The sequence below is a fragment of the Methylobacterium sp. E-066 genome, from assembly GCF_022829635.1.
In the GTDB taxonomy this organism is placed as follows: Bacteria; Pseudomonadota; Alphaproteobacteria; order Rhizobiales; family Beijerinckiaceae; genus Methylobacterium.
Genome location: NZ_JAKSYO010000172.1, coordinates 292,252 through 312,154, shown reverse-complemented (window position 1 = coordinate 312,154; position 19,903 = coordinate 292,252). Strand labels below are relative to the sequence as shown.

The window sequence follows — 19,903 nt, the reverse complement described above, 5'->3', positions numbered from 1 at the left end:
GCCTCAACGGACAGGCGCGCCTGCGCATTCAAGGCACTTCCCATGACACGCGATCGCACGACCCTGTCCCGCCGCCGCGTGCTGGCGCTCGGCGCGGGCGCGCTCGGGACCGGGGCCCTGCCGGCCTCCGGCGGCGCTCAGCAGGGTGCGAAGCCTTCGGTGGTCCGGATCGGCTACCTCACGGCGCCCCGGGCCTGGGTGATCGGCAAGCATGACGGTGCGTTCGAGACCGCCCTCGGCACGGGGGTCGAGTGGATTCCGTTTCCGTCGGGCGGGCCGGCGCTGCAGCTGCTCGCGGCCGGGAAGCTCGACCTCGCGATCTTCGGCAGCACCCCGATCGCGGCGGGCATCTCCCGCGGGTTGCCGATCCAGATCCTCGGCTCGCCCGAGGTGGTGGCGACCAGCGAGCGGCTCGTGGTCAGGCCCGAGATCACGGAGGTCAAGCAGCTGGAGGGCAGGCGCATCGCCGTGGCGCCGTCCTCCACCATGGCCTTCGCCCTGGAGGCGGTGATCCGGATCAACCGGCTCGATCCCGCGAAGGTCAAGCGCCTGCCGCTCGGCCAGCCCGAGACGATCGCCGCCTGGAAACGCGGCGACATCGACGGCACCTACATCAACGGGCCGTTCTGGAGCGACCTGCTCGGCTCGGGCGGGAGACAGCTCCTGGTCTCCGGCGATCTCCAGCCGCACGGCTTCTTCTTCTGGAACTCGGCGGTGGTGCGGACGGACTTCGCCCAGCGCTACCCCGAGACCGTGGTCACCTGGCTGCGCGCCGTGCAGGCCCAGTTCGAGCGCTACAGGGCGGATCCCGAGGGCGTGGCCCGAACCCTGGCCGAGGATTTCGGCGCGCCCTTCGAGGCCGTCCGGGACACGCTGGTCGGCCTGTCCTATCCGACGTTCCAAGAGCAGCTCGGCCCGAAATACTGGGGGCGCACGGCCAAGGCGAGCGCGGCACCATTCCTCAAGGCGCTCTCGGACACCGCCGACTTCCTGGCGGAGAGCGGCGAGATCAAGCGCGGCGGCATTCCGGCCTCCTTCGGGCCGTTCGTGAACTACGACCTGCTCAACCGCGCCTTTCCCGCGTGAGCCGGCTCTCGCTTCCCCACCGCGCCCTGCTGGGTGCGGTGTCGGTGCTGCTCATGGTCTTCGTCTGGGAGGCGGCGTCCCGCCTGTCGCTGGTCGATGCGCTGCTCGTGCCGCCGCCCTCGGAGATCCTCGCGACGGCGGCCGACCTGATGCGCGACGGCTATCGGCAGACGCCCCTCTGGGATCATGTGCTCCTCAGCCTCGCGCGATCGCTGGCCGGATTCCTGGCCGCGATCGTCACGGGGGTGCCGCTCGGCATCGCCATGGGCATGGCGCCGGTCTTCGGCGCGCTGGTCGACCCGTTCGTTCAGTTCCTGCGCCCGCTGCCGAAGCTCGCCCTGATTCCCCTGGTGGTCCTCTGGTTCGGCATCGGCGAGACCTCCAAAATCCTGCTGATCTACCTGTCCACCGTCCTGACGATCGTCGTCGGGGCGGCCGCCGCCGTGAGCCAGGTCCGGCGGCAGCAATTGCGGGCGGCGCGCGCGCTCGGTGCCCGCGGGTTCACGATGTTCCGGTTCGTGATCCTGCCGGCGATCCTGCCCGACCTGTTCGTGACTGTCCGGCTCGCCTTCGGCATCGGCTGGACCACCCTGATTGCGGCCGAGATGATCGCCTCGGAGGCCGGGCTGGGCTGGATGGTCGTCAATGCCGGCGCCTACCTGCGCACCGACGTGGTCATGCTCGGCATCGTGCTCCTGGGCGCCACCGGCTACGCCCTCGACCTCGCCCTCGTCGGGCTTCAGCGCTGGGCCACGCCCTGGGCCGGCAGGGGCTGATCCGTGACCGTGCACATCCTGCCGCCCGACCTCCAGGCCACCCTGCCGCCGCCGTCACCTGACCCGCTGATCGTCCTGGAGGATGTGGCGAAGCGCTTCGTCGACGGGCGGACGGGGCGCGTCACTGCGGCCCTGGAGCACCTCTCCTTCGCGATCCGGGACGGCGAGTTCGTCTGCCTTCTGGGACCCAGCGGCTGCGGCAAGTCCAGCGTGCTGGACCTGCTCTGCGGCTTCGAGCAGCCCAGCGCGGGGCGTATCGTCGTGGAGGGCGGTCCGGTGCGGGAGCCGGGGCCGGACCGGGGCATCGTGTTCCAGGAGGCGCTGCTGTTCCCCTGGCTGTCGGTGTTCGACAACATCACCTTCGCGCCCCGCCTCGCCGGCGTGCCGGCCGCGCTCTACCGCCCCCGGGCGGCCCGCCTGATCGCCCTGATGGGGCTCGACGGCTTCGAGACTCACGCCCCCTACGAGCTGTCCGGCGGCATGCGGCAGCGTGCGGCCATCGCCCGGGCCTGGATCTCGGAGCCGCGCATCCTGCTCATGGACGAGCCCTTCGGCGCCCTGGATGCCCAGACGCGGCTCGGGATGCAGGAACAGCTGCTGATCGCCCGGGAGGCCACGGGGGCGACGGTGCTGTTCGTCACCCACGACATCGAGGAGGCGCTGTTCCTGGCCGACCGCATCCTCGTCCTGAGCGGCCGGCCCGGCCGCGTCGCCCGGGAGATCCCGGTGCCGTTCGGCCGGTCGCGGCGCTATGCGGCGCTGCTGACCGACGAACGCTTCGGCCGGCTCAAGCGGGAGATCGTCGAGGAACTCCGCGCCGGCTGACGGAGGACGTGCGCCGGGCCTTCCCCGTGGCACAAGCATCTGTCGACACGCGGGAATATGGCGAACCGTTTCCTTGAGGCGGCAAATCGCCCGGGTTAGCTTACCGTCTCGGTCAACCGGCTTCAGCGAGTTGGGTGATGGCGACCTCGAAAAAGCGTCCTTCCTGGATCGAAGGCTACAGCCTGACCACGGCGGAGATTTTTTATCACCTCCCCGATTATCCGCATCTTCTCCAGACCTTCGTCTGGCAGCAGCTGGACCTGTTCCCCCATCTTCCCGAACTGAAGAAGTTCCTGGCCTTCTGGCAGGAGCAGCTCGACGGCCCGGTGCATTCCGTGAAGGTCATGCATGGCCAGCTCCTGAAGCCGGCGGAACTGCGCGCGGTGTCCGGGGACTTTTTGCTTCACTGAAGGCCTGTCTGACCAACCCTATCCCTTCTCGACCTCATCCTAAGGTGGCGTAGCGGAGCGGAGCCCTCGAAGGAGCACTCCGGCCAGCCACGCCATTCCGGAAGGCCTCCTTCGAGGCTGCTGCGCAGCACCTCAGGATGAGGGGAAGATTGGGATACACGCCGGTCAGAACCGTCAGGCTACTGCGAGCGCGTGGTCGAAAGGCTCCGAGAGCCGGATATGAAGCGCCCTAACAAACCGCGTGCACGGGTAGGGGCGGCTGCGGGAAAATATTTCCGGTCCCACCGGTTCTGCTGTTCGAACACTCTGCCGAAGCGCGTTCTTTTAAAAGAACATCTCCGTTGACAGAAAGAACGTCTCTGGACACCTTATTCGGTGTCGGCGGGCCTGGATCAGGGCGCGCCGGAGGCTCGTCAGACTGGAGATTCGATCCCGATGGCCCTTCGACCCCTGCACGATCGCGTGCTGCTGCGCCGCGTCGAGAGCGACGAGAAGACCAAGGGCGGCATCATCATTCCGGACACCGCCAAGGAGAAGCCGCAGGAGGGCGAGGTCGTCGCCGTCGGCCCCGGCGCCCGCGATGAAACCGGTCGGGTGACCCCGCTCGATGTCAAAGCCGGGGACCGCGTCCTGTTCGGCAAATGGTCGGGGACCGAGATCAAGGTCGATGGTGAAGACCTCCTGATCCTCAAGGAAGCCGACATCCTCGGCGTCATCGCGGCCTGAACAGGCTTCACAACCTTAGACTTGGGAGATTGGACATGGCTGCAAAGGACGTGAAGTTTTCCGGCGACGCACGCGAGCGGCTTCTGCGCGGGGTCGATATCCTGGCCGATGCCGTGAAGGTCACCCTCGGTCCGAAGGGCCGCAACGTCGTGATCGAGAAGAGTTTCGGCGCCCCGCGGATCACCAAGGACGGCGTCACCGTCGCCAAGGAGATCGAGCTGGAGGACCGCTTCGAGAATCTCGGCGCCCAGCTCCTGCGCGAGGTGGCCTCGAAGACCAACGACTTGGCTGGCGACGGCACCACCACCGCGACCGTGCTGGCCCAGGCCATCGTCCGCGAAGGCGCCAAGGCGGTCGCCGCGAACTTCAACCCCCTCGACCTCAAGCGCGGCATCGACCTCGCCACTGCCGCCGCGGTGAAGGATATCACCGAGCGCGCCCGCAAGGTGACGTCCTCCGACGCGATCGCCCAGGTCGGCACGATCTCGGCCAACGGCGACAAGGAGATCGGCCGGCTCATCGCCGAGGCGGTGCAGAAGGTCGGCAACGAGGGCGTGATCACCGTCGAGGAGGCCAAGACCGCCGAGACCGAGCTCGACGTGGTCGAGGGGCTGCAATTCGATCGCGGCTATCTCTCCCCGTACTTCGTCACAAACGCGGAGAAGCTGATCGCCGAGCTCGAAGACCCCTACATCCTCATCCACGAGAAGAAGCTCTCCACCCTGCAACCGCTGCTCCCGATCCTGGAAGCGGTCGTGCAGTCCGGCCGGCCGCTGCTGATCATCGCCGAGGATATCGAGGGCGAGGCTCTGGCGACGCTGGTGGTGAACCGGCTGCGCGGCGGCCTGAAGGTCGCGGCCGTCAAGGCGCCGGGCTTCGGCGACCGCCGCAAGGCGATCCTGGAGGACATCGCCATCCTCACCAAGGGCCAGACCATCTCGGAGGATCTGGGCATCAAGCTCGAGAACGTGACGCTGCCCCAACTCGGGCAGGCCAAGCGCGTGCGCATCGAGAAGGAGAGCACCACGATCGTCGACGGCGCCGGCGACAAGGCGGAGATCGCCGGGCGCATTGCGCAGATCAAGGCGCAGATCGAGGAGACCACCTCGGATTACGATCGGGAGAAATTGCAGGAGCGCCTGGCCAAGCTCGCGGGCGGCGTCGCGGTGATCCGCGTCGGCGGCGCCACCGAGGTCGAAGTGAAGGAAAAGAAGGACCGGGTCGACGACGCGCTCAACGCCACCCGGGCAGCGATCGAGGAGGGCATCGTCCCGGGCGGCGGCACCGCGTTGCTGCGCGCGAAGGTGGTGGTCTCCGCCATCAAGACCGACAATGCCGACGTGAAGGCCGGCATCGCCATCGTGCTCAAGGCCCTCGAAGCGCCCATCCGCCAGATCGCGGCCAATGCCGGCGTCGAGGGTTCGATCGTGGTCGCGAAGGTCATCGAGAGCGGCTCCGACACCTACGGGTTCGATGCGCAGACCGAGGTCTATGGCGACCTGATCGAGGCCGGCATCGTCGATCCGGCCAAGGTGGTGCGCACCGCCCTGCAGGACGCGGCTTCGGTGGCGGGCCTGCTCGTCACCACCGAAGCCCTCATCACCGAGCGGCCGAAGGAGAGGACCTCGCTCCCGACCCCGGCGGGTGCGGATTTCTGATCCCCACGCGATAGGCCGGCTCCTTCGGTAGAATCCAGACGCGGCGTCCGTCCCCTCGAAGGTTCGCGGGGACGGACGTGATACGAGACGGAGGGTGCCGTCACTCTCCCGGATCTGCTTCCGCGGTTCGGGCTCTCCCGATCTGAAGCGTCCTTTTGCCGAAAGTCGGCCGCCCCCTATCGAATTGCCGCGCTACGCCACCACGAAGCCGTGGGCGAACGGGTCGCGGTCGTCGATGAAGATCGTGTTGATGCCGGTCTGGCGCGCCCAGCCGGCCACCGAGGGCACGATCGCCGGCTTGTCGCCTACTGTCGCGGCGGCCTCGACCCGGCCGCGGAACAGCGAGCCGATGATCGATTCGTGCACGAAATCATCGCCGGCCTTCAGCCGGCCCTTGGCGGCGAGCTGCGCCATGCGGGCCGAGGTACCGGTGCCGCAGGGGGAGCGGTCGATCGCCTTGTCGCCGTAGAACACGGCGTTGCGGGCCTGGGCCTCGGGATGGCGCGGCGCGCCGGTCCACAGGATGTGGGACAGGCCGCGGATCTCCGGGTGCTCGGGATGGACGAAGTCGTATTGGGCGTTGAGCGCCGCCCGAAGCCGCGGCGACAGGGCGATGAGCTCGCCGGCGGAATGCTCGGCCATGTCCCGGAAGTTTTTCTGCGGCTCGACGATGGCGTAGAAGTTGCCCCCGTAGGCGACATCCACCACGATCTCGCCGATGCCCTCGACCTGCGCGGTCAGGCCCTCGGCGTGGAGATAACCCGGCACGTTGCGCAGCTGCACCTCCTCCACGAAGCGGCCCTCCTGCCGGTAGGTCACCTCCACCTTGCCGGCCGGCGCGTCGATGGCGAGCTTGCCCGGCTCGCGCGGAGTGACCAGGCCGTTCTCGATCGCCATGGTGACCGTGCCGATCGTGCCGTGGCCGCACATCGGCAGGCAGCCGCTGGTCTCGATGAACAGGATCGCGACGTCGCAATCGGCCCGCGTCGGCGGATACAGGATCGAACCCGACATCATGTCGTGGCCCCGCGGCTCGAACATCAGCCCGGTGCGGATCCAGTCGAAGGCGCGCAGGAAATGAGCGCGCTTCTCCAGCATGGTCGTGCCTTCGAGGATCGGACCGCCTCCCGAGACGAGGCGGACTGGGTTGCCGCAGGTATGGCCGTCGAGGCAGGAGAAGGTGTGGTTGGCCATGGCGGCAAGTCCTGTCTGGAGCCCTATCGGAAGCGCTGGGGCGAGAACGGCGCGAGGTCGATCGCCGGCGGCGCGCCGGTGACGAGATCGGCGACGAGGCGGGCGGTGCCCGCCGACTGGGTGAGGCCGAGATGGCCGTGCCCGAAGGCGTAGACGACCCGCCGCGTGGCCGCGGCATGGCCGATCGCCGGCAGGGAATCGGGCAGCGACGGGCGAAACCCCATCCAGGGCCGACCGCCCTCGGTGTTCAGGCCCGGCAGGAAGCGTTTTGCCTTGCGCAGCATCGCGTCCGAGCGCCGGAAGTCCGGCGGCCGGTCGAGGCCGCCAAGTTCCACCGCGCCGCCGACCCGGATGCCGGACGACAGGCGCGTCACCACGAAGCCGTGGCCGCCGAATGTGACCTGCGTGCGCAGGTCGAAGGCACCCTCGGGCAGGGTCGTGTTGTAGCCGCGCTCGGTCTCCAGCGGGATCCGCTCGCCGAGGCTGCGGGCGATCCGGTGCGAGAAAGCCCCGGCCGCGACCACGACCTGCGCGGCGTGGCGCGTGCCGGCTTGCGTCACGACGGCGACGCCGTCTCCCGTAGGCTGGAGCGCTGTCACAGCGGCGCGCGCGATCGTGCCGCCCTCGGCCCGCAGGCGCTCGGCCAGGGCGAGCACGTAGTCCTTCGGGTCCGCGATCGAGAACCAGCCGGGCGTGAACGTCCCGTGGGTGAATCGCGGCGACAGGCCCGGCTGGATCGCCGCCATCGCGGCAGCGTCGAGGTGCTCGAAGGCGATGCCGTGATCCGCGCGCACGTGCCAGCCGGGCAGGGCGGCCTCGAACTCCGGCCTCCCCTCGTAGACCTGGAGGTTGCCCTCCTTGCGCAGCATCGCCGATGTGCCCGTCGCCGTGAGGAAGGGCTCCAGCGCATCCCGCGAACAATCCATGAGCGCGGCCTGGGCTTCCGTCGCCCGGCGGACGCGCTCCGGCGCGCAGGCCCGCCAGAAGCGCAGCATCCACGGCAGAATCCGCGGAGCATAGGCCGGCGGCACCGAGAGCGGCCCGAGCGGGTCGAGCAGCCAGCGCGGCGCCTTCTTGAGGATGCCGGGCGAGGCCAGCGGCAGGATGTCGGTGAAGGCGAAGGCCCCTGCATTGCCGGCGCTGGCCCCGGCCGCCGGGCCCTCGCGGTCGAGCACCGTGACGGACAGGCCCCGGGCGCGCAGGGCCAGCGCGGCGGACAGGCCGATGACGCCTGCGCCGATGACGACCACGTCACGCGGTTCGGAGGGGGAGGAGCCCATCGTTTAGCGCGCCGCCGCCGGGAGCCGGCGCGTCCTGCAGGACCGGACGACGACGAGGCCAAGTGGCGTGCCCCCCGTGGTGCTCCGATGGAAGATCGTCATCGCGTCCGTCATGCCGATCGTCAGGTCTCTGAAGGGTCAGGACGCATATTTCGGGCCGTCAGCAGGCATCCGGATCGCATATGCCTTCCGGCCCGCGTCGTTCAAGTGCCTGCATTCAAGGGAGATCCGAACGTATTGGCAAACACGCGTCTTGAATGACTACCGCGTGCGGGAATGATATTTCATGAATACCGAATATATTGTGAGAAGTCCAAGAAATACTTGATCTAGTAACTGAGTTTGCTCAGCGCAGGGATCGGAGCCCGCCTTCGGACCGCCGCGCGGATCAGATTCGAGTTCGACATGGGTCCCCCACGGTCGCGCAGGGATCGTTGGCTGTGCACGGCTGAGCCGTCGAGTCGGGATGCGCATGGATGGCCGCATGAACCCTCTAGGTGCATGCGCAGCCGTAAAGAACCGGCTCGAATAGGCGATCCGACAATGCGCCGTCAGCCGGACCGGGCCATGCCCAACGTGCGGATGTTCGATACCACCGGCCGCCAAGTCCTGGTCAGACGTGCCTCGAGGAGCGATCGGATCGTACTGAGCGGCAGAACCAAACACGCGAGCAAAAACACGACGACCGATAGGCGCTTGATCGGATTGTACCAGCTCGGGAAAGATGTCGCCGTAACGATGGCGCTCCTCCATGTGATGCGTCGGAATTCAATGATATCGATGTAATTTCTGTACCGAGCATACATATACATTTTGGTCGAGTCGCCGATATTACATTTTCCATCCTTCTCGATTAATATCGTTCTCAGATGGGACAGGCGATCGACAAATCGCTTCTGGTGCCGTCTGAGCAGCGTCGGCGCCGGCACCCGGTTGCTGCCGGATTTGTTCCTGTTGTGCAGCCGATAGCGTCCGAGCGGCTCGGAAAGACTCACGACATCGCCGTAGAACGGAGCGGCCAGCAGCATGATGCCGTCGACCGCGGAGTCGTAATGCGCGTCGTCCAGCAGCGTGCACAGATCCCTGCGGAACACATTGCCCGAGGTCGGCGGAGTGATGTAGGTGCCGGCCTTCTCGATTGCATCGACGAAGAGGCCGCGGTCGCGCGCGTCGGCCAGTTTCGGAAAGGCGGGGCCGACGACGGATCCGGTGCTGTCGATCCGAAGCAGAGGGAACTGAAGCTTCGCGACTCCTTCGTCGAGATGGAGGATGATTTTCTGTATTGCGCCGGGAATCAGCTCGTCGTCGGCATCCAGGAACAGTACGAAAGGCGCGTCTGTCTTGGAGACACCGTATCGGCACGCGCTCACTTGGCCGCCGTTCTCTTTCCGGAACGATCGAAGGCCGAATTTCTCAATCTCATCCCACGATCGGTCCGTGGACCCGTCATCGATGACAATCACATCGCAGTGTGTTGTATCCTGAGAAACGACGCTCTCGATCGAATGCCGGACATAATTTTCGTAATTGTAGCAATTTATTATAATCGCGAGCCGCGGTCTCTCAGGCGTCATCGAGTCTACCTATGTAACTATAGCTCGTCAAAATCAACATAAGTCTGGATCGCCCCAGATATTGCTATTATCCATGTATTATGGCTTTCGGTAAATGCCGACGCGTTCGATTTCGATCGGGATTAAATTTGAGGCCGATCCGTACCTTCAAGGCACGTGGCTGACATCCGCTTTGCGGGCCTGGGTTCGGCGCCGCGGCGGCGCCGCTTTCGGTGGCCTCTCCGTCGGAAGGGATGCCGGTTCCGAGAGCACAGGAGGCCGGCGCGCTATCGCGGTGTCGTGCCGGAGGGGGCCGGCATCTGCTCGGTGCACACGATCGGGCGCTTGGACGCGTCGGTCCAGATCACCTCCTGGCCCTTGCCGCGCAATTCGTACGTCTCGTCCGCATAGCGGAAGCCGGAACCGCTCGGCTGAATTGGGAGCGTCACGGCGGAGCCGCTCGGCGGCTGGACCACGGCTTGCTCCGCTTGGCCTGCGGTGACGAACGCGACGGTCAGGGTCTGGTCCTTGGGGCAGGAGAAGACGACCTTGTGCGCCTGGGCCGGTTCGGGGCGGATGGCGTCGCCCGTCGCCTGCGCGGGCTCTTCGGCGGCGAGCGCCCGGGTGGCGCCGGTCCAGGCTGAAACTTCGCAGAGAAGGCATAGGGCCTGCGCGAGTCTTCGCATCAGCAAGTCTCCCTCGGCCGCGACTGGGGCCCTTAAAGGCGAACGCGCGAAATCGCGATTCCACGGCACCGGCCCGTCACGCGATCATCGGACCCAAGCTCATCCGCAGGACGGTAGCATCCGGCACGCGCCGGGCCGAGTGTCAGCGTCCGGGGTCGGCGTGGTCCTTCAGCTCGCCCAGCAGCGCCAGGATCCGCCCCAGCAGCGCCCGGGCATGGAGCGCGACGCCGCTGCCGGCGCGGTCGTCGGCTTGGGCAGCACAGGCCTCGTAGGCCGCGCGCAGGGCGGCAAGCTGGCGCGCGCGCAGCTCGGGATCGTCGGAGCCCATGGGCTACCTCTCCGACAGGCTGGTGTCTGCGGTACGTCCCCGCGGACAAGCCTCCTCAACCACCCTCAGTCGGGGAGTTGGAAAACCGTGTTTGAACGGTCCCTACGACCTTTAGTGCCGGAACACCTGGACATGCGCCGCAGGCTCCCCGACCACGCAGTCAAGGATTCCGGTGCCGTCGCGGTCGGCACCAAACCGTCAAACAGGGGTTTCCACGCCCCAGGGCGGCACGTACCGCCCCGGGCAGGCGGGTAGCCCATTCTAGGAAGGGAATCCAGGCCCCTGACGCCGCCGAGCCGATACGGTCTGGGGATGGTGCAGAAACGTACGGACGAGTCTTTCGCTAGATAAAATGTCGGATTTTGTCTTAAAATCCATTAACCTTGACTCAGGGCGCCGTTGAACAAGCGGGGTGCCTCAGACTTCTGCTTTCGTGCATCATGACGTCTGAGGTGCAACAAAGATGAACTCTTATTCCATCTTACTTCGCGACCGGGCACAGGCGGGTGTGGGCCATCCGCGACTTCTGGCCTACGAGATTCCGGATCGGCTCGCGGCGCAGGCGCTCGTTTCAGGGATCGCCGCCTCCTACCGGGAGCACGGCTTCAACCCCGCAACCCGGATGCACTGGTTCCAGGACGGTGACAGCATCCACGAGATCTATGCGTGGCCGCACTTATGAAGGTTGCGCCGGCTCAGGTGCCACAGAACGTCCGGTAGCCGACCCCGCCGCCCTCGGGCGCCTCGGCGTAGTGGGCCATGGCGGGCTGGTCGTCGTAGGGGCGGGACAGCACCGTCAGCAGCTCCTCGAACGGCGCGAAGTCGTCGCGCTCCAGAGCCGCGGCGATCATCGCCTCGACGCGATGGTTGCGCGGGATGAAGGCCGGGTTGACCTGGCGCATCGCAGCCTCGGCTGCGGCAGGGGCGCGGGCCTCCTGAGCGAGGCGCTGGCGCCAGTTCGAGGCCCAGCCGTCATAGGCGGTCGGATCGACGAACAGGTCGCGCACGGCGCTGTCGGCCTCCGGGTTCGAGGCGGCGGCGCACAGGGCCCGGAAGGTGCGGGTGAAATCGGCCTGGTTCTCGGCCATCCGCTTGAGCAGGTCGCCGGCCAGCGCCGGGTCACCATCGCGCAGATCGGTGAGCCCGAGCTTGGCGTTGAGGCCGCTGTGGTAGGCGGCCTCGAAGCGCGGCGCGTAGCCGGCGAGCGCCGCCTCGGCCTCGGCGACCGCCTCGGTCTCGTCGGCGGCCAGCAGCGGCAGCAGGGTCTCGGCCAGGCGCGTCAGGTTCCACAGGGCGATGCGCGGCTGCTCGCCGTAGGCATAGCGCCCGTGCTGGTCGATCGAGCTGAACACCGTCCGGGGATCGTAGGCGTCCAGGAAGGCGCAGGGGCCGTAATCGATCGTCTCGCCGGCCATCGACATGTTGTCGGTGTTCATCACCCCGTGGACGAAGCCGACCAGCAGCCAGCGCGCCATCAGCGCGGCCTGGCGGGCGACGACGCCTTCGAGCAGCGCCCGGTACGGTTTCTCCGCGCCGGCCGCCTCGGGATAGTGCCGGGCCAGTACATGGTCGGCGAGCGCCCGCAGGCCCTCGACATCGCCCCGGACAGCGAAGAACTGGAAGGTGCCGACCCGGATATGGCTCGCCGCCACGCGGGTCAGCACGGCTCCGGGCAGCAGGGTCTCGCGCACCACCGGTTCGCCCGTCGCCACGGCGGCGAGCGCCCGCGTGGTCGGGATGCCGAGCGCCGCCATGGCCTCGCTGACGAGGTACTCGCGCAGCACCGGCCCGAGCGCTGCGCGGCCGTCGCCCCGCCGGGAGAACGGTGTCGGGCCGGAGCCCTTCAGCTGGATGTCGCGACGCTGTCCCGACCGGTCGACAACCTCGCCCAAGAGAACCGCCCGGCCGTCGCCGAGCTGCGGCACGAACTGCCCGAACTGGTGCCCGGCATAGGCGGCGGCCAGGGGCGTCGCGCCCTCGGGAACCTGGTTTCCGGCCAGCGCCGCCACCCCCTCGGGGCCGGCGAGCCAGTCCGGATCGAGGCCGAGGTCTTCGGCGAGCGCCCGGTTGAGCCGGATCAGCCGCGGCGCCGCCACGGGTGTGGGCGCTCGGGCGGCGTAGAAACGCTCAGGCAGGCGGGCGTAGCTGTTGTCGAAGGGGATCGCGCTCATCGACGGCATCTATGAACGCCCCCGGCGGCCAGCAAGCGCGGCCGCAAACCAGAGAAGACGGTTCAGGCCGCGCGGCGTTCCCTCGGGCGTCGTGATGCCCCCCGGCACAGTCATGGCGTCGAACAGCCGGCCGATTTTGCGACCGAACCGCCGGGATGCGCGTTCGCCCCAGGCATCCGGCTCTCCGCCTCCGGTCCGAAGCCGTCGATCCGCACTGTGGCAGGCAGGTCTCAGAATGGCGCCTCTGGACGAAAACATGCGGGCACAGCCGACCGCATGCTTGTAAGACTTGCCCCCACGGGCGATGCCGCTGCCATGGCTCTACGCGGACCTCTATCGATCTTGCCGAAGCCCGTATCGCGGGCGGCGCTGCACGGCGGCGAGACCCGCGACCGGGCGTGGGCGTCCGCGCGACCGCACGGGCCGGGCCAGCCATGAGCGCCACGGCCGCATTTCTGCCCGGGGGCGGCGAGCTCGGCGCGATCGTCCGAGCCTATGACTGGGCGACCACCCCGCTCGGCCCGATCGAGACCTGGTCCCAGAGCCTGCGCTCCGCGGTCAGCACCGTGCTGCTGTCGCCGGTGCCGATCGTGCTGCTCTGGGGACCGGACGGCATCATGATCTACAACGATGCCTACTCGGCCTTCGCGGGCGGGCGGCATCCGCAACTCCTCGGCTCGAAGGTGCGCGAGGGCTGGCCCGAGGTGGCCGATTTCAACGACAACGTCATGCGGGTCGGGCTCGCCGGCGGCACCCTGTCCTACAAGGACCAGGAACTCACCCTGCACCGCTACGGCCGGCCCGAGCAGGTCTGGATGAATCTCGATTACTCGCCGGTGCTCGACGAGGCCGGCGAGCCGGCCGGGGTCATCGCCGTCGTGGTCGAGACCACCGAGCGCGTGCTGGCCGAGCAGCAGCTGAAGGCGAGCCAGGCGCTGGCCCAGCTCTACGCCGACCGGATCCAGCTCGCCCTGTCGGCGGGCGCGATCATCGGCACCTGGGTGTGGGATCTGCAGGCCGACGAGTTCACTGTGGACGAGGCCTTCGCCCGCAGCTTCGGCCTCGATCCGGCCCTCGGGCGGGTCGGGCTCAGCCTGGAGCAGGTGATCGCCACGGTTCATCCGGAGGATCGCCAGGGGCTGATCGCGGCGATCAACGAGGTGATCGCCCGCGGCGGCGCCTACGCGCATCAGTACCGGGTCCGGCGCACCGACGGAAAATATTACTGGATCGAGGCCAACGGCCGGGTCGATCTCGCGCCGGACGGGACGCCGCTCAGCTTCCCGGGGGTGCTGATCAACGTCGAGGACCGCCGGGCCGTCGAGGCCGAGCGCGACCGCGCCATCATGATGCTGCGCACCCTGACCGACACGCTGGAGCAGCGCGTCGCCGAGCGGACCAGCGAGCTGATGCGGACCGAGGACGCCCTGCGCCAGTCGCAGAAGATGGAGGCGGTCGGCCAGCTCACCGGCGGCGTGGCGCATGATTTCAACAACCTGCTGACGATCATCCGCTCGTCCGTGGACTTCCTGCGCCGGCCCGACCTGCCGGAGGCGCGCAAGGCCCGCTACCTCGATGCCGTCTCCGACACGGTCGACCGCGCCGCCAAGCTCACCGGCCAGCTCCTCGCTTTCGCGCGCCGGCAGGCGCTGAAGCCCGAGGTGTTCCATGTCGGCCAGAAGGTCCGCGGCATCGCCGACATGCTCGATACGGTGATCGGCGCCCGGGTCCGGGTGGTCGCCGAGGTGCCGGACGCGCCCTGCTACATCCGGGCCGATGTCAGCCAGTTCGAGACCGCCCTGGTCAACATGGCGGTCAACGCCCGGGACGCCATGGACGGGGAGGGGACCCTGACCCTGCGGCTGGCGGGCAACCGCACCATGCCGGCGATCCGCGGCCATGCCGGGGCGGACACCGCCTTCGCGGCGGTGTCGCTGACCGATACCGGCGCCGGGATCTCGGAGGCCGATCTCGGCCGCCTGTTCGAGCCGTTCTTCACCACCAAGGAGGTCGGCAAGGGCACCGGGCTCGGCCTGTCCCAGGTGTTCGGCTTCGCCAAGCAATCGGGCGGCAACGTTGACGTCACCAGCGCGCCGGGGCAGGGGGCGACCTTCACCCTGTATCTCCCGCAGGTGGACGTGGATCGCGCGGTCGACGCGGCCGAGACCGCCCCGGCGCCGATCCTGCCCCTCGGCGCAGGGCAGCGGGTCCTGGTGGTCGAGGACAATGTCGAGGTCGGCCAGTTCGCCACCCAGATCCTGCAGGATCTCGGCTACGAGACCGTCTGGGCGGCCAACGCCGAGGCGGCGCTGGAGCGGCTCGGCCGGGACGGCGGCGGGTTCGAGGTGGTGTTCTCCGATGTGGTCATGCCCGGCATGGGCGGGCTGGCGCTGGCCCAGGAGCTGGCGCGCCGGCTGCCGGACCTGCCGGTGCTGCTGACCTCCGGCTACAGCCACGTCCTGGCCCAGGAGGGTACCCACGGCTTCGAGCTGCTGCACAAGCCCTATTCCGCGGACCAGCTCGGGCGGGTGCTGAGCCGGGTGGTCGGACGGCCGGTGCCGGTCTCCGCCGAGTGAGGGCTTCGCCCTAGCGCATCGTCCCGGATATCGGAACCGGGACGATGCGCTATAACCTTGGTTTTGCATCATCTTTTTCCGAAAGGCAGCAACCACCTTTCGGGATGATGCTCTAGGCGGCCGGCAACGCGGCGCCCGCGCCCGGGGTGCCGCAGGCGTGGCAGAAGCGCTCGAAGGTGCTCTTGCGCTGCGTGCAGGCGGGGCAATCCTCGAACAGGCCGAGCCCGCAATGGGGGCAGAAATTCGTGTTCGGATCGCCGAGCGCCGCCGGCCGCTCGCAGCCCGGGCAGACCTTCTTGGCGAGCCGGGCCAGGGCCTGATCGGTGGCGATCTCGGTGCGGCGCTCCGCGTCGGGCCGCGCTTCGACCTGCGCCTGGCGCGCCCGGTAGGCGTGGAGCGCGTTGATCGCCGCGCGTCCGCCGACCAGCGTGACGACCACGCCGACGCCGTACTGCACGTAGCCGCCGTAGCTCGGCATGTACGGCACCAGCTCGACGAAGAACGCGAAGGCGGCGGCGAAGGCGAAGCCCCAGACGAACGGCCAGTTGCGCGTGTGCCGCCGCTTCATCAGCAGCCATCCGGCGAGCACCAGCAGCGGCAGCGTCAGGGCGAGCCGGTAGCCGAACACCCGCAGCTCCTGGCCGCGCTCAGCCGCGTCGAGTTTTTGCTGGGCCGCCGCGCGCAGGGCATTGTCCACGCGGATCTGGTCCTGCTCCCGCTCGGACAGGTCGGCTTGCGCCTGGGCCAACTCGGTCAGCCGGTCCTCGACCGCCCGCTCGGCATCTTTCAGTGCGTCGAGCTGCTTCGTGCGGTCGATCAGGCCGGGATCCTGGTCGACCCGCTGGGTCGCGTCCCGAGTCTTCAACCAGTTGGCGAAGGTCTCGCGGGCGCCCTCGGACGCCGCCTGGGCCGCCTCCAGGGCGAGCTGGTCCCGCCCGGTCCGGCGCCGGGTGTCGTCCATCTCCCGGCGGATCTGCTTCAGCGTCTCGGTCGAGGCCCGGGCCTGGTCGGGTTCGAGGAACTGCTCGAGCGTGTAGCGCTGCTCCACCTGCGGCAGGTCGCCGACGACCAGGGAGCCCAGCCCGATCAGGAACCACGCGAACAGCAGCGCGACGAGCCAGAGGGCGAGGTTGAACCAACGCTCGGACAATCGGGACCCAGCACGCACGCCGTCGCCTCCACAAACCCACTGTCCGCAAGCTCTAGCATAAGCCGGCGGTCAGCGGGCCGGCGCGGTCCCCGGTACAGCCGGTACGGCGCGCGCCCGGCCCGGGACGAGCGACAGCCCGGCCGAGATCAGGGCGAACAGGATCAGCGGCGTCAGGGCCAGGGTGAAGCTGCCGGTGCCGTCCTTGATCGCGCCGATCAGGTAGGGGCCGAGGAAGCCGCCGAGATTGCCGACCGCGTTGATCGCCGCGATGCTGGCTGCGGCCGCGGCCGGCGGCAGCTCCTCGGTCGCCAGGGCCCAGAACGGCCCCTTCAGCATGTAGACGCCCACCGCCGCCACGGTCAGCGCGCCGACCAGCGGCAGGATGCCGGACAGGACCGTGCCGCCCGCGAGCCCCGCCGCCAGGACCAGGAACGGGATGGCGAGGTGCCAGCGCCGCTCGCCGACCTGGTCGCTGTGCCGGCCCCACAGGATCATCGCCACGGAGGCGACGCCGTAGGGGATGCTGTTCAAGAGGCCGGTCTCGACATTGGTCAGGCCGTAGCTCTTGACGATCTGCGGCGTCCAGAAGGTCAGGCCGTAGCTGCTGGCGGTCGAACCGAAATAGATCGCGGCGAACAGGATCAGCCGGCGGTCGCGCAGCATGGTCCCCAGCGACGGCGAGCCGGTCCCGCCGGTGCGGGCGGCGTTCCGGGCCGATTCCTCCCTCAGGCGTCCCTCCAGCCAGTCCCGCTCGGCGGGGGGCAGCCACCCCGCGTGCCGCGGCCCGTCGGGCAGGAACCACAGCACGGCGCCCGCCATCAGGAGTGCGGGCAGGCCCTCCAGGATGAACAGCCATTGCCAGCCGGCGAGCCCCCAGCCGCTGAGGCCGAGCAGCGCCCCGGAGATCGGCGAGCCCAGGAACGACGAGATCGGGATCGAGATCATGAAGATGCCGACGATCCGCGCCCGGTAGGCCGAGGGGAACCAGTAGGTCAGGTACAGGATCACGCCCGGGAAGAACCCGGCCTCGGCGACGCCGAGCAGAAAGCGCAGGCCGATGAACGACCACGGCCCCTGCACCAGCGCCATGGCCATGGAGATGACGCCCCAGGTCGCCATGATCCGGGCGATCCAGAGCCGCGCCCCGAAACGCTCCAGCATCAGGTTGCTGGGCACCTCCATCAAGAAATAGCCGAGGAAGAAGATCCCGGCGCCCCAGCCGAACACGGTCGCGGTCAGCCCGACATCGTGGTTCATCTGGATGGCCGCGAAGCCGACATTCACCCGGTCCAGGAAGGACACGAAATAGGCGAGGATCAGGAACGGCACGAGCCGCCACCCGATGCGGCGCATCGCCGAGCGTTCGAGTTCAGACTCGGCCATGGTGATCCTCCTCGTCGGCGGCCGTCTCCGGGCCGCTCACGGGTGCGGGCGCAGGCTCCGGGAGCGCCGGTTCGGCGATCCGGCGACGAAGAGTTCGATAGCGGAGAGGCAGGCGGTCGCGCGGGTCGCGCCGAACAGGGCGGCCCGGTCGCCCGCGCCGGGATCGGTTCCGGACGGCATCAGAGGGTCGCCGCGGCGTATCGCGTGCGGTTCATCTCGGGTTTCCTCGCGGCCGGTCGGTTCGAATGCCGATCCTGGCCAGCCGATCTACCGCGAAAGCCCGATGATCGGAAGTCGTCACCGCGTGAGGACTTCCGATTTGTCGCCGGTTTCCGGACCGCGTGTAACCCTACGCGGGCTTTCGGGCTCGGGCGGCTTTCGCCGGCGCCTCGCCGGTCTCGGCGGATTTCGGGGGCGACTTCCGGCGCTTGTGGCCGAGGCCCGCGGTCCGGGCGAACTCGGCGCGCATGGCCGAGTAGTTGGCGGCCGTCGTCGGGTAGTCGCGCGGCAGCCCGAAGCGCTCCCGATACGTCTCGATGGTCAGGCCGTGCCCCGTGAGGTGCCGCTTCAGCGTCTTGTACGGCTTGCCGTCGATGAAGCTGATCAGCGCGTCGGGCGTGATCGACTTCCGGACCTGGCCGGAGGTGATCTTCTTCGGCTCCGGCTCGGCGGGCGCGCCGACCTGACCCAGGCCGCTCAGGGCCTCGTGAACACGCGCCAGCAGGGTCGGCAGTTCGGGCATCGGCACGGAGTTGTTGGACACGTAAGCCGACACGATGTCGGCGGTCAGAGCGATGACATCGACCTGATCGTCTTGCGGAAACGCGGTGTTGTCTTCCATGGGCGGCTCTCGATGCGGAACTGCGCGATGAACATCGCTCTATCTGCCGCCAGTCAAGCGCCTATCTGAGCAAAAACAGGTGATCGCCCCTGTTGTTGGTCAAAGTATCTGTTGAATACCAGCATAAAGTGGTTATCCCGCAACAGCGGGCCCGGCACAGCGCTATTCTGCCCATGCCCTAGGCAACTTGCGCGGATCGACCGCGCGGCGGCGCCGTTCAGGAAGTCTTAACGGCGCCGTGGTCTCTCGAAGCGTCGCTCCGGCTTCGCGGGGCAGGAAGCCGAACGACAGGCGGGCCGAGCCTTGCCCTTCATGCTCGGCCCGCGCCCTTGCGCTCAGGCGTTGGCGGCGCGCGCGATCGGCGTCGGGATCGCCCCGCGCTTGCTCGGCGGCGTCGCGCTCGACGCGTAATCCGCCCGGTAGCTGCGCTCCAGATTCATCAGCGTGCGCATCGGCGCCTCGGCCAGATCGAGCAGCCGCGCGTCGCGCCAGCGCAGCTTGGTCAGATGTCGGCGGCTGAACCACCGCGGCTTCTCTTCCTCGACGAGCAGGATCAGCTTGCCCGTCCAGGTTCTGCGAAACCAGAACCGCCCCGTGAGCTTGCCTGCGCCGAACATCGCAGTACCTCGCATGAGAGCCCGGGACGACAACGTCCCGGAAGCTCGGCGGTTTCCGCCTCAGCCGCTCGTGCGGGCCTGCAGGTGGCGGGCCGTCCAGGAGGCGACCGCGAGACCGACGATCCCGCCAGCGACGGCAGCCGCCGCCTTCACCAGGAAATCGTCGAACCGGCCGTGGCGGGTGCCGGTCAGCGTCTGACCGGCTTCCAGGCCGCCGGCCAGCAGGACGGCGCCGAGCAGAATCCAGGGCCAGCGCCGCGGGTAGCCCAGGGTCAACAGCAGCCCGGCCAGCGCGTAGGCGGCCGCCCGCTCGAAACTCGGATTGGCCGTCACCACCGGGCGCAGGCCGATCGGCACCAGCGTGATCGCGACGATCGCCGCGACGAGGATCCAGGCTGCAAGTCGCACCAGGCTCAGCACCCACTTGTCCATCATGAGCCCCGCGTCTCGAAACACCGCGCCGACCTCTCCCGCATACAGGGCCTGCGGACCGGAAGCTGTTGCAGTTCGGCGGCCCGGACACAGAAAGCCGACGCAGCACCGGCGCGTTGCCGAGTCCGGCGTGATCGCAAAGGGTTAGCGCCGCGCGCGGTCGGGGAGGCTCCCGATCGCGCCACTGTTGCTCGTTCGTTCTAGGCAAAGG

20 protein-coding genes and 1 pseudogene are annotated in these 19,903 nt (G+C 68.4%); 9 read left to right on the top strand and 12 right to left on the bottom strand.

Annotated features, from left to right (window positions below):
• Positions 1 to 42: 42 nt before the first annotated feature.
• From MKL20_RS25155 to groL, 6 genes are all read left to right on the top strand, one after another.
• A complete protein-coding gene (locus tag MKL20_RS25155; RefSeq protein WP_244038950.1) occupies positions 43 to 1,086 on the top strand; it encodes an ABC transporter substrate-binding protein in 1,044 nt (347 codons plus the stop codon).
• Positions 1,083 to 1,862: an ABC transporter permease gene (locus MKL20_RS25150; RefSeq protein WP_244038949.1), complete on the top strand. Its 780-nt coding sequence runs from the start codon at positions 1,083 to 1,085 to the stop codon at positions 1,860 to 1,862. Before MKL20_RS25155 ends, MKL20_RS25150 begins: the two co-directional genes overlap by 4 nt.
• A 3-nt stretch (positions 1,863 to 1,865) precedes the next feature.
• On the top strand, positions 1,866 to 2,687 hold the full coding sequence (locus tag MKL20_RS25145; protein WP_244038948.1) for an ABC transporter ATP-binding protein: 822 nt from the start codon (positions 1,866 to 1,868) through the stop codon (positions 2,685 to 2,687).
• A gap of 137 nt (positions 2,688 to 2,824) precedes the next feature.
• On the top strand, positions 2,825 to 3,097 hold the full coding sequence (locus MKL20_RS25140; protein WP_244038947.1) for an usg protein: 273 nt from the start codon (positions 2,825 to 2,827) through the stop codon (positions 3,095 to 3,097).
• A gap of 435 nt (positions 3,098 to 3,532) precedes the next feature.
• Positions 3,533 to 3,823 carry a co-chaperone GroES gene (gene groES / locus MKL20_RS25135; RefSeq protein ID WP_244038946.1) on the top strand — a complete coding sequence of 97 codons (291 nt, stop codon included), beginning with the start codon at positions 3,533 to 3,535 and terminating at the stop codon, positions 3,821 to 3,823.
• A 35-nt stretch (positions 3,824 to 3,858) separates the two neighbouring features.
• Positions 3,859 to 5,481: a chaperonin GroEL gene (groL, locus tag MKL20_RS25130; protein ID WP_244038945.1), complete on the top strand. Its 1,623-nt coding sequence runs from the start codon at positions 3,859 to 3,861 to the stop codon at positions 5,479 to 5,481.
• A gap of 192 nt (positions 5,482 to 5,673) precedes the next feature.
• On the opposite strand, the gene MKL20_RS25125 is transcribed toward groL, so the two are convergent.
• The 5 genes from MKL20_RS25125 to MKL20_RS25105 form a co-directional block, all read right to left on the bottom strand.
• Entirely contained in the window at positions 5,674 to 6,675 is a 1,002-nt protein-coding gene (locus MKL20_RS25125) for a 4-hydroxyproline epimerase (RefSeq protein ID WP_244038944.1), read from the bottom strand.
• Positions 6,676 to 6,698: 23 nt separating this feature from the next.
• Positions 6,699 to 7,955 carry an NAD(P)/FAD-dependent oxidoreductase gene (locus MKL20_RS25120; protein WP_244038943.1) on the bottom strand — a complete coding sequence of 419 codons (1,257 nt, stop codon included), beginning with the start codon at positions 7,953 to 7,955 and terminating at the stop codon, positions 6,699 to 6,701.
• A 551-nt stretch (positions 7,956 to 8,506) separates the two neighbouring features.
• Positions 8,507 to 9,529, bottom strand: a complete 1,023-nt coding sequence (locus MKL20_RS25115) for a glycosyltransferase family 2 protein (protein WP_244038942.1) — start codon at positions 9,527 to 9,529, stop codon at positions 8,507 to 8,509.
• A 266-nt stretch (positions 9,530 to 9,795) separates the two neighbouring features.
• Complete coding sequence (locus tag MKL20_RS25110) at positions 9,796 to 10,194, bottom strand: MliC family protein (protein WP_244038941.1); 399 nt, start codon at positions 10,192 to 10,194, stop codon at positions 9,796 to 9,798.
• A gap of 142 nt (positions 10,195 to 10,336) precedes the next feature.
• Complete coding sequence (locus MKL20_RS25105; RefSeq protein WP_243967716.1) at positions 10,337 to 10,522, bottom strand: hypothetical protein; 186 nt, start codon at positions 10,520 to 10,522, stop codon at positions 10,337 to 10,339.
• Positions 10,523 to 10,985: 463 nt separating this feature from the next.
• Here MKL20_RS25105 and MKL20_RS25100 point away from each other — a divergent pair, with 463 nt between their 5' ends.
• Positions 10,986 to 11,204 carry a hypothetical protein gene (locus MKL20_RS25100; RefSeq protein WP_244038940.1) on the top strand — a complete coding sequence of 73 codons (219 nt, stop codon included), beginning with the start codon at positions 10,986 to 10,988 and terminating at the stop codon, positions 11,202 to 11,204.
• 13 nt (positions 11,205 to 11,217) lie between these two features.
• Here MKL20_RS25100 and MKL20_RS25095 read toward each other — a convergent pair whose 3' ends face one another.
• Positions 11,218 to 12,693: a protein adenylyltransferase SelO gene (locus tag MKL20_RS25095; protein WP_244038939.1), complete on the bottom strand. Its 1,476-nt coding sequence runs from the start codon at positions 12,691 to 12,693 to the stop codon at positions 11,218 to 11,220.
• Positions 12,694 to 12,848: 155 nt separating this feature from the next.
• Between MKL20_RS25095 and MKL20_RS33300 the strand changes: the two are divergent.
• Together MKL20_RS33300 and MKL20_RS25090 are read left to right on the top strand one after the other, a co-directional pair.
• Positions 12,849 to 13,601 (top strand): annotated as a pseudogene (locus tag MKL20_RS33300) (PAS domain-containing protein); the annotation flags it as partial.
• Complete coding sequence (locus MKL20_RS25090; protein ID WP_409568198.1) at positions 13,593 to 15,269, top strand: ATP-binding protein; 1,677 nt, start codon at positions 13,593 to 13,595, stop codon at positions 15,267 to 15,269. The pseudogene MKL20_RS33300 and the gene MKL20_RS25090, both read left to right, overlap by 9 nt.
• Positions 15,270 to 15,381: 112 nt before the next feature.
• On the opposite strand, the gene MKL20_RS25085 is transcribed toward MKL20_RS25090, so the two are convergent.
• The 6 genes from MKL20_RS25085 to MKL20_RS25060 all read right to left on the bottom strand — a co-directional run bounded on the left by MKL20_RS25085 (position 15,382) and on the right by MKL20_RS25060 (position 19,692).
• A complete protein-coding gene (locus MKL20_RS25085) occupies positions 15,382 to 16,437 on the bottom strand; it encodes a zinc ribbon domain-containing protein (RefSeq protein WP_244038937.1) in 1,056 nt (351 codons plus the stop codon).
• Between the two features lie 51 nt (positions 16,438 to 16,488).
• The gene (locus MKL20_RS25080) at positions 16,489 to 17,802 is read right to left on the bottom strand and encodes an MFS transporter (RefSeq protein ID WP_244038936.1); all 1,314 of its coding nucleotides are present in this window, start codon (positions 17,800 to 17,802) and stop codon (positions 16,489 to 16,491) included.
• A gap of 36 nt (positions 17,803 to 17,838) precedes the next feature.
• A complete protein-coding gene (locus MKL20_RS25075; RefSeq protein WP_244038935.1) occupies positions 17,839 to 17,982 on the bottom strand; it encodes a hypothetical protein in 144 nt (47 codons plus the stop codon).
• Between the two features lie 169 nt (positions 17,983 to 18,151).
• Complete coding sequence (locus MKL20_RS25070; protein ID WP_244038934.1) at positions 18,152 to 18,643, bottom strand: MucR family transcriptional regulator; 492 nt, start codon at positions 18,641 to 18,643, stop codon at positions 18,152 to 18,154.
• A gap of 335 nt (positions 18,644 to 18,978) precedes the next feature.
• A complete protein-coding gene (locus tag MKL20_RS25065; protein WP_244038933.1) occupies positions 18,979 to 19,260 on the bottom strand; it encodes a hypothetical protein in 282 nt (93 codons plus the stop codon).
• Between the two features lie 60 nt (positions 19,261 to 19,320).
• Entirely contained in the window at positions 19,321 to 19,692 is a 372-nt protein-coding gene (locus tag MKL20_RS25060) for a hypothetical protein (protein ID WP_243968005.1), read from the bottom strand.
• Positions 19,693 to 19,903 lie beyond the last annotated feature (211 nt).

Bases quoted from the DNA above. Each gene is read 5' to 3' on its own strand.
- MKL20_RS25155 (WP_244038950.1), top strand. From the start codon at position 43: ATGACACGCGATCGCACGACCCTGTCCCGCCGCCGCGTGCTGGCGCTC.
- MKL20_RS25140 (WP_244038947.1), top strand. From the start codon at position 2,825: ATGGCGACCTCGAAAAAGCGTCCTTCCTGGATCGAAGGCTACAGCCTG.
- groES (WP_244038946.1), top strand. From the start codon at position 3,533: ATGGCCCTTCGACCCCTGCACGATCGCGTGCTGCTGCGCCGCGTCGAG.
- groL (WP_244038945.1), top strand. From the start codon at position 3,859: ATGGCTGCAAAGGACGTGAAGTTTTCCGGCGACGCACGCGAGCGGCTT.
- MKL20_RS25125 (WP_244038944.1), bottom strand. From the start codon at position 6,675: ATGGCCAACCACACCTTCTCCTGCCTCGACGGCCATACCTGCGGCAAC.
- MKL20_RS25120 (WP_244038943.1), bottom strand. From the start codon at position 7,955: ATGGGCTCCTCCCCCTCCGAACCGCGTGACGTGGTCGTCATCGGCGCA.
- MKL20_RS25115 (WP_244038942.1), bottom strand. From the start codon at position 9,529: ATGACGCCTGAGAGACCGCGGCTCGCGATTATAATAAATTGCTACAAT.
- MKL20_RS25110 (WP_244038941.1), bottom strand. From the start codon at position 10,194: ATGCGAAGACTCGCGCAGGCCCTATGCCTTCTCTGCGAAGTTTCAGCC.
- MKL20_RS25105 (WP_243967716.1), bottom strand. From the start codon at position 10,522: ATGGGCTCCGACGATCCCGAGCTGCGCGCGCGCCAGCTTGCCGCCCTG.
- MKL20_RS25100 (WP_244038940.1), top strand. From the start codon at position 10,986: ATGAACTCTTATTCCATCTTACTTCGCGACCGGGCACAGGCGGGTGTG.
- MKL20_RS25095 (WP_244038939.1), bottom strand. From the start codon at position 12,693: ATGAGCGCGATCCCCTTCGACAACAGCTACGCCCGCCTGCCTGAGCGT.
- MKL20_RS25080 (WP_244038936.1), bottom strand. From the start codon at position 17,802: ATGGCCGAGTCTGAACTCGAACGCTCGGCGATGCGCCGCATCGGGTGG.
- MKL20_RS25075 (WP_244038935.1), bottom strand. From the start codon at position 17,982: ATGCCGTCCGGAACCGATCCCGGCGCGGGCGACCGGGCCGCCCTGTTC.
- MKL20_RS25070 (WP_244038934.1), bottom strand. From the start codon at position 18,643: ATGGAAGACAACACCGCGTTTCCGCAAGACGATCAGGTCGATGTCATC.
- MKL20_RS25065 (WP_244038933.1), bottom strand. From the start codon at position 19,260: ATGTTCGGCGCAGGCAAGCTCACGGGGCGGTTCTGGTTTCGCAGAACC.
- MKL20_RS25060 (WP_243968005.1), bottom strand. From the start codon at position 19,692: ATGGACAAGTGGGTGCTGAGCCTGGTGCGACTTGCAGCCTGGATCCTC.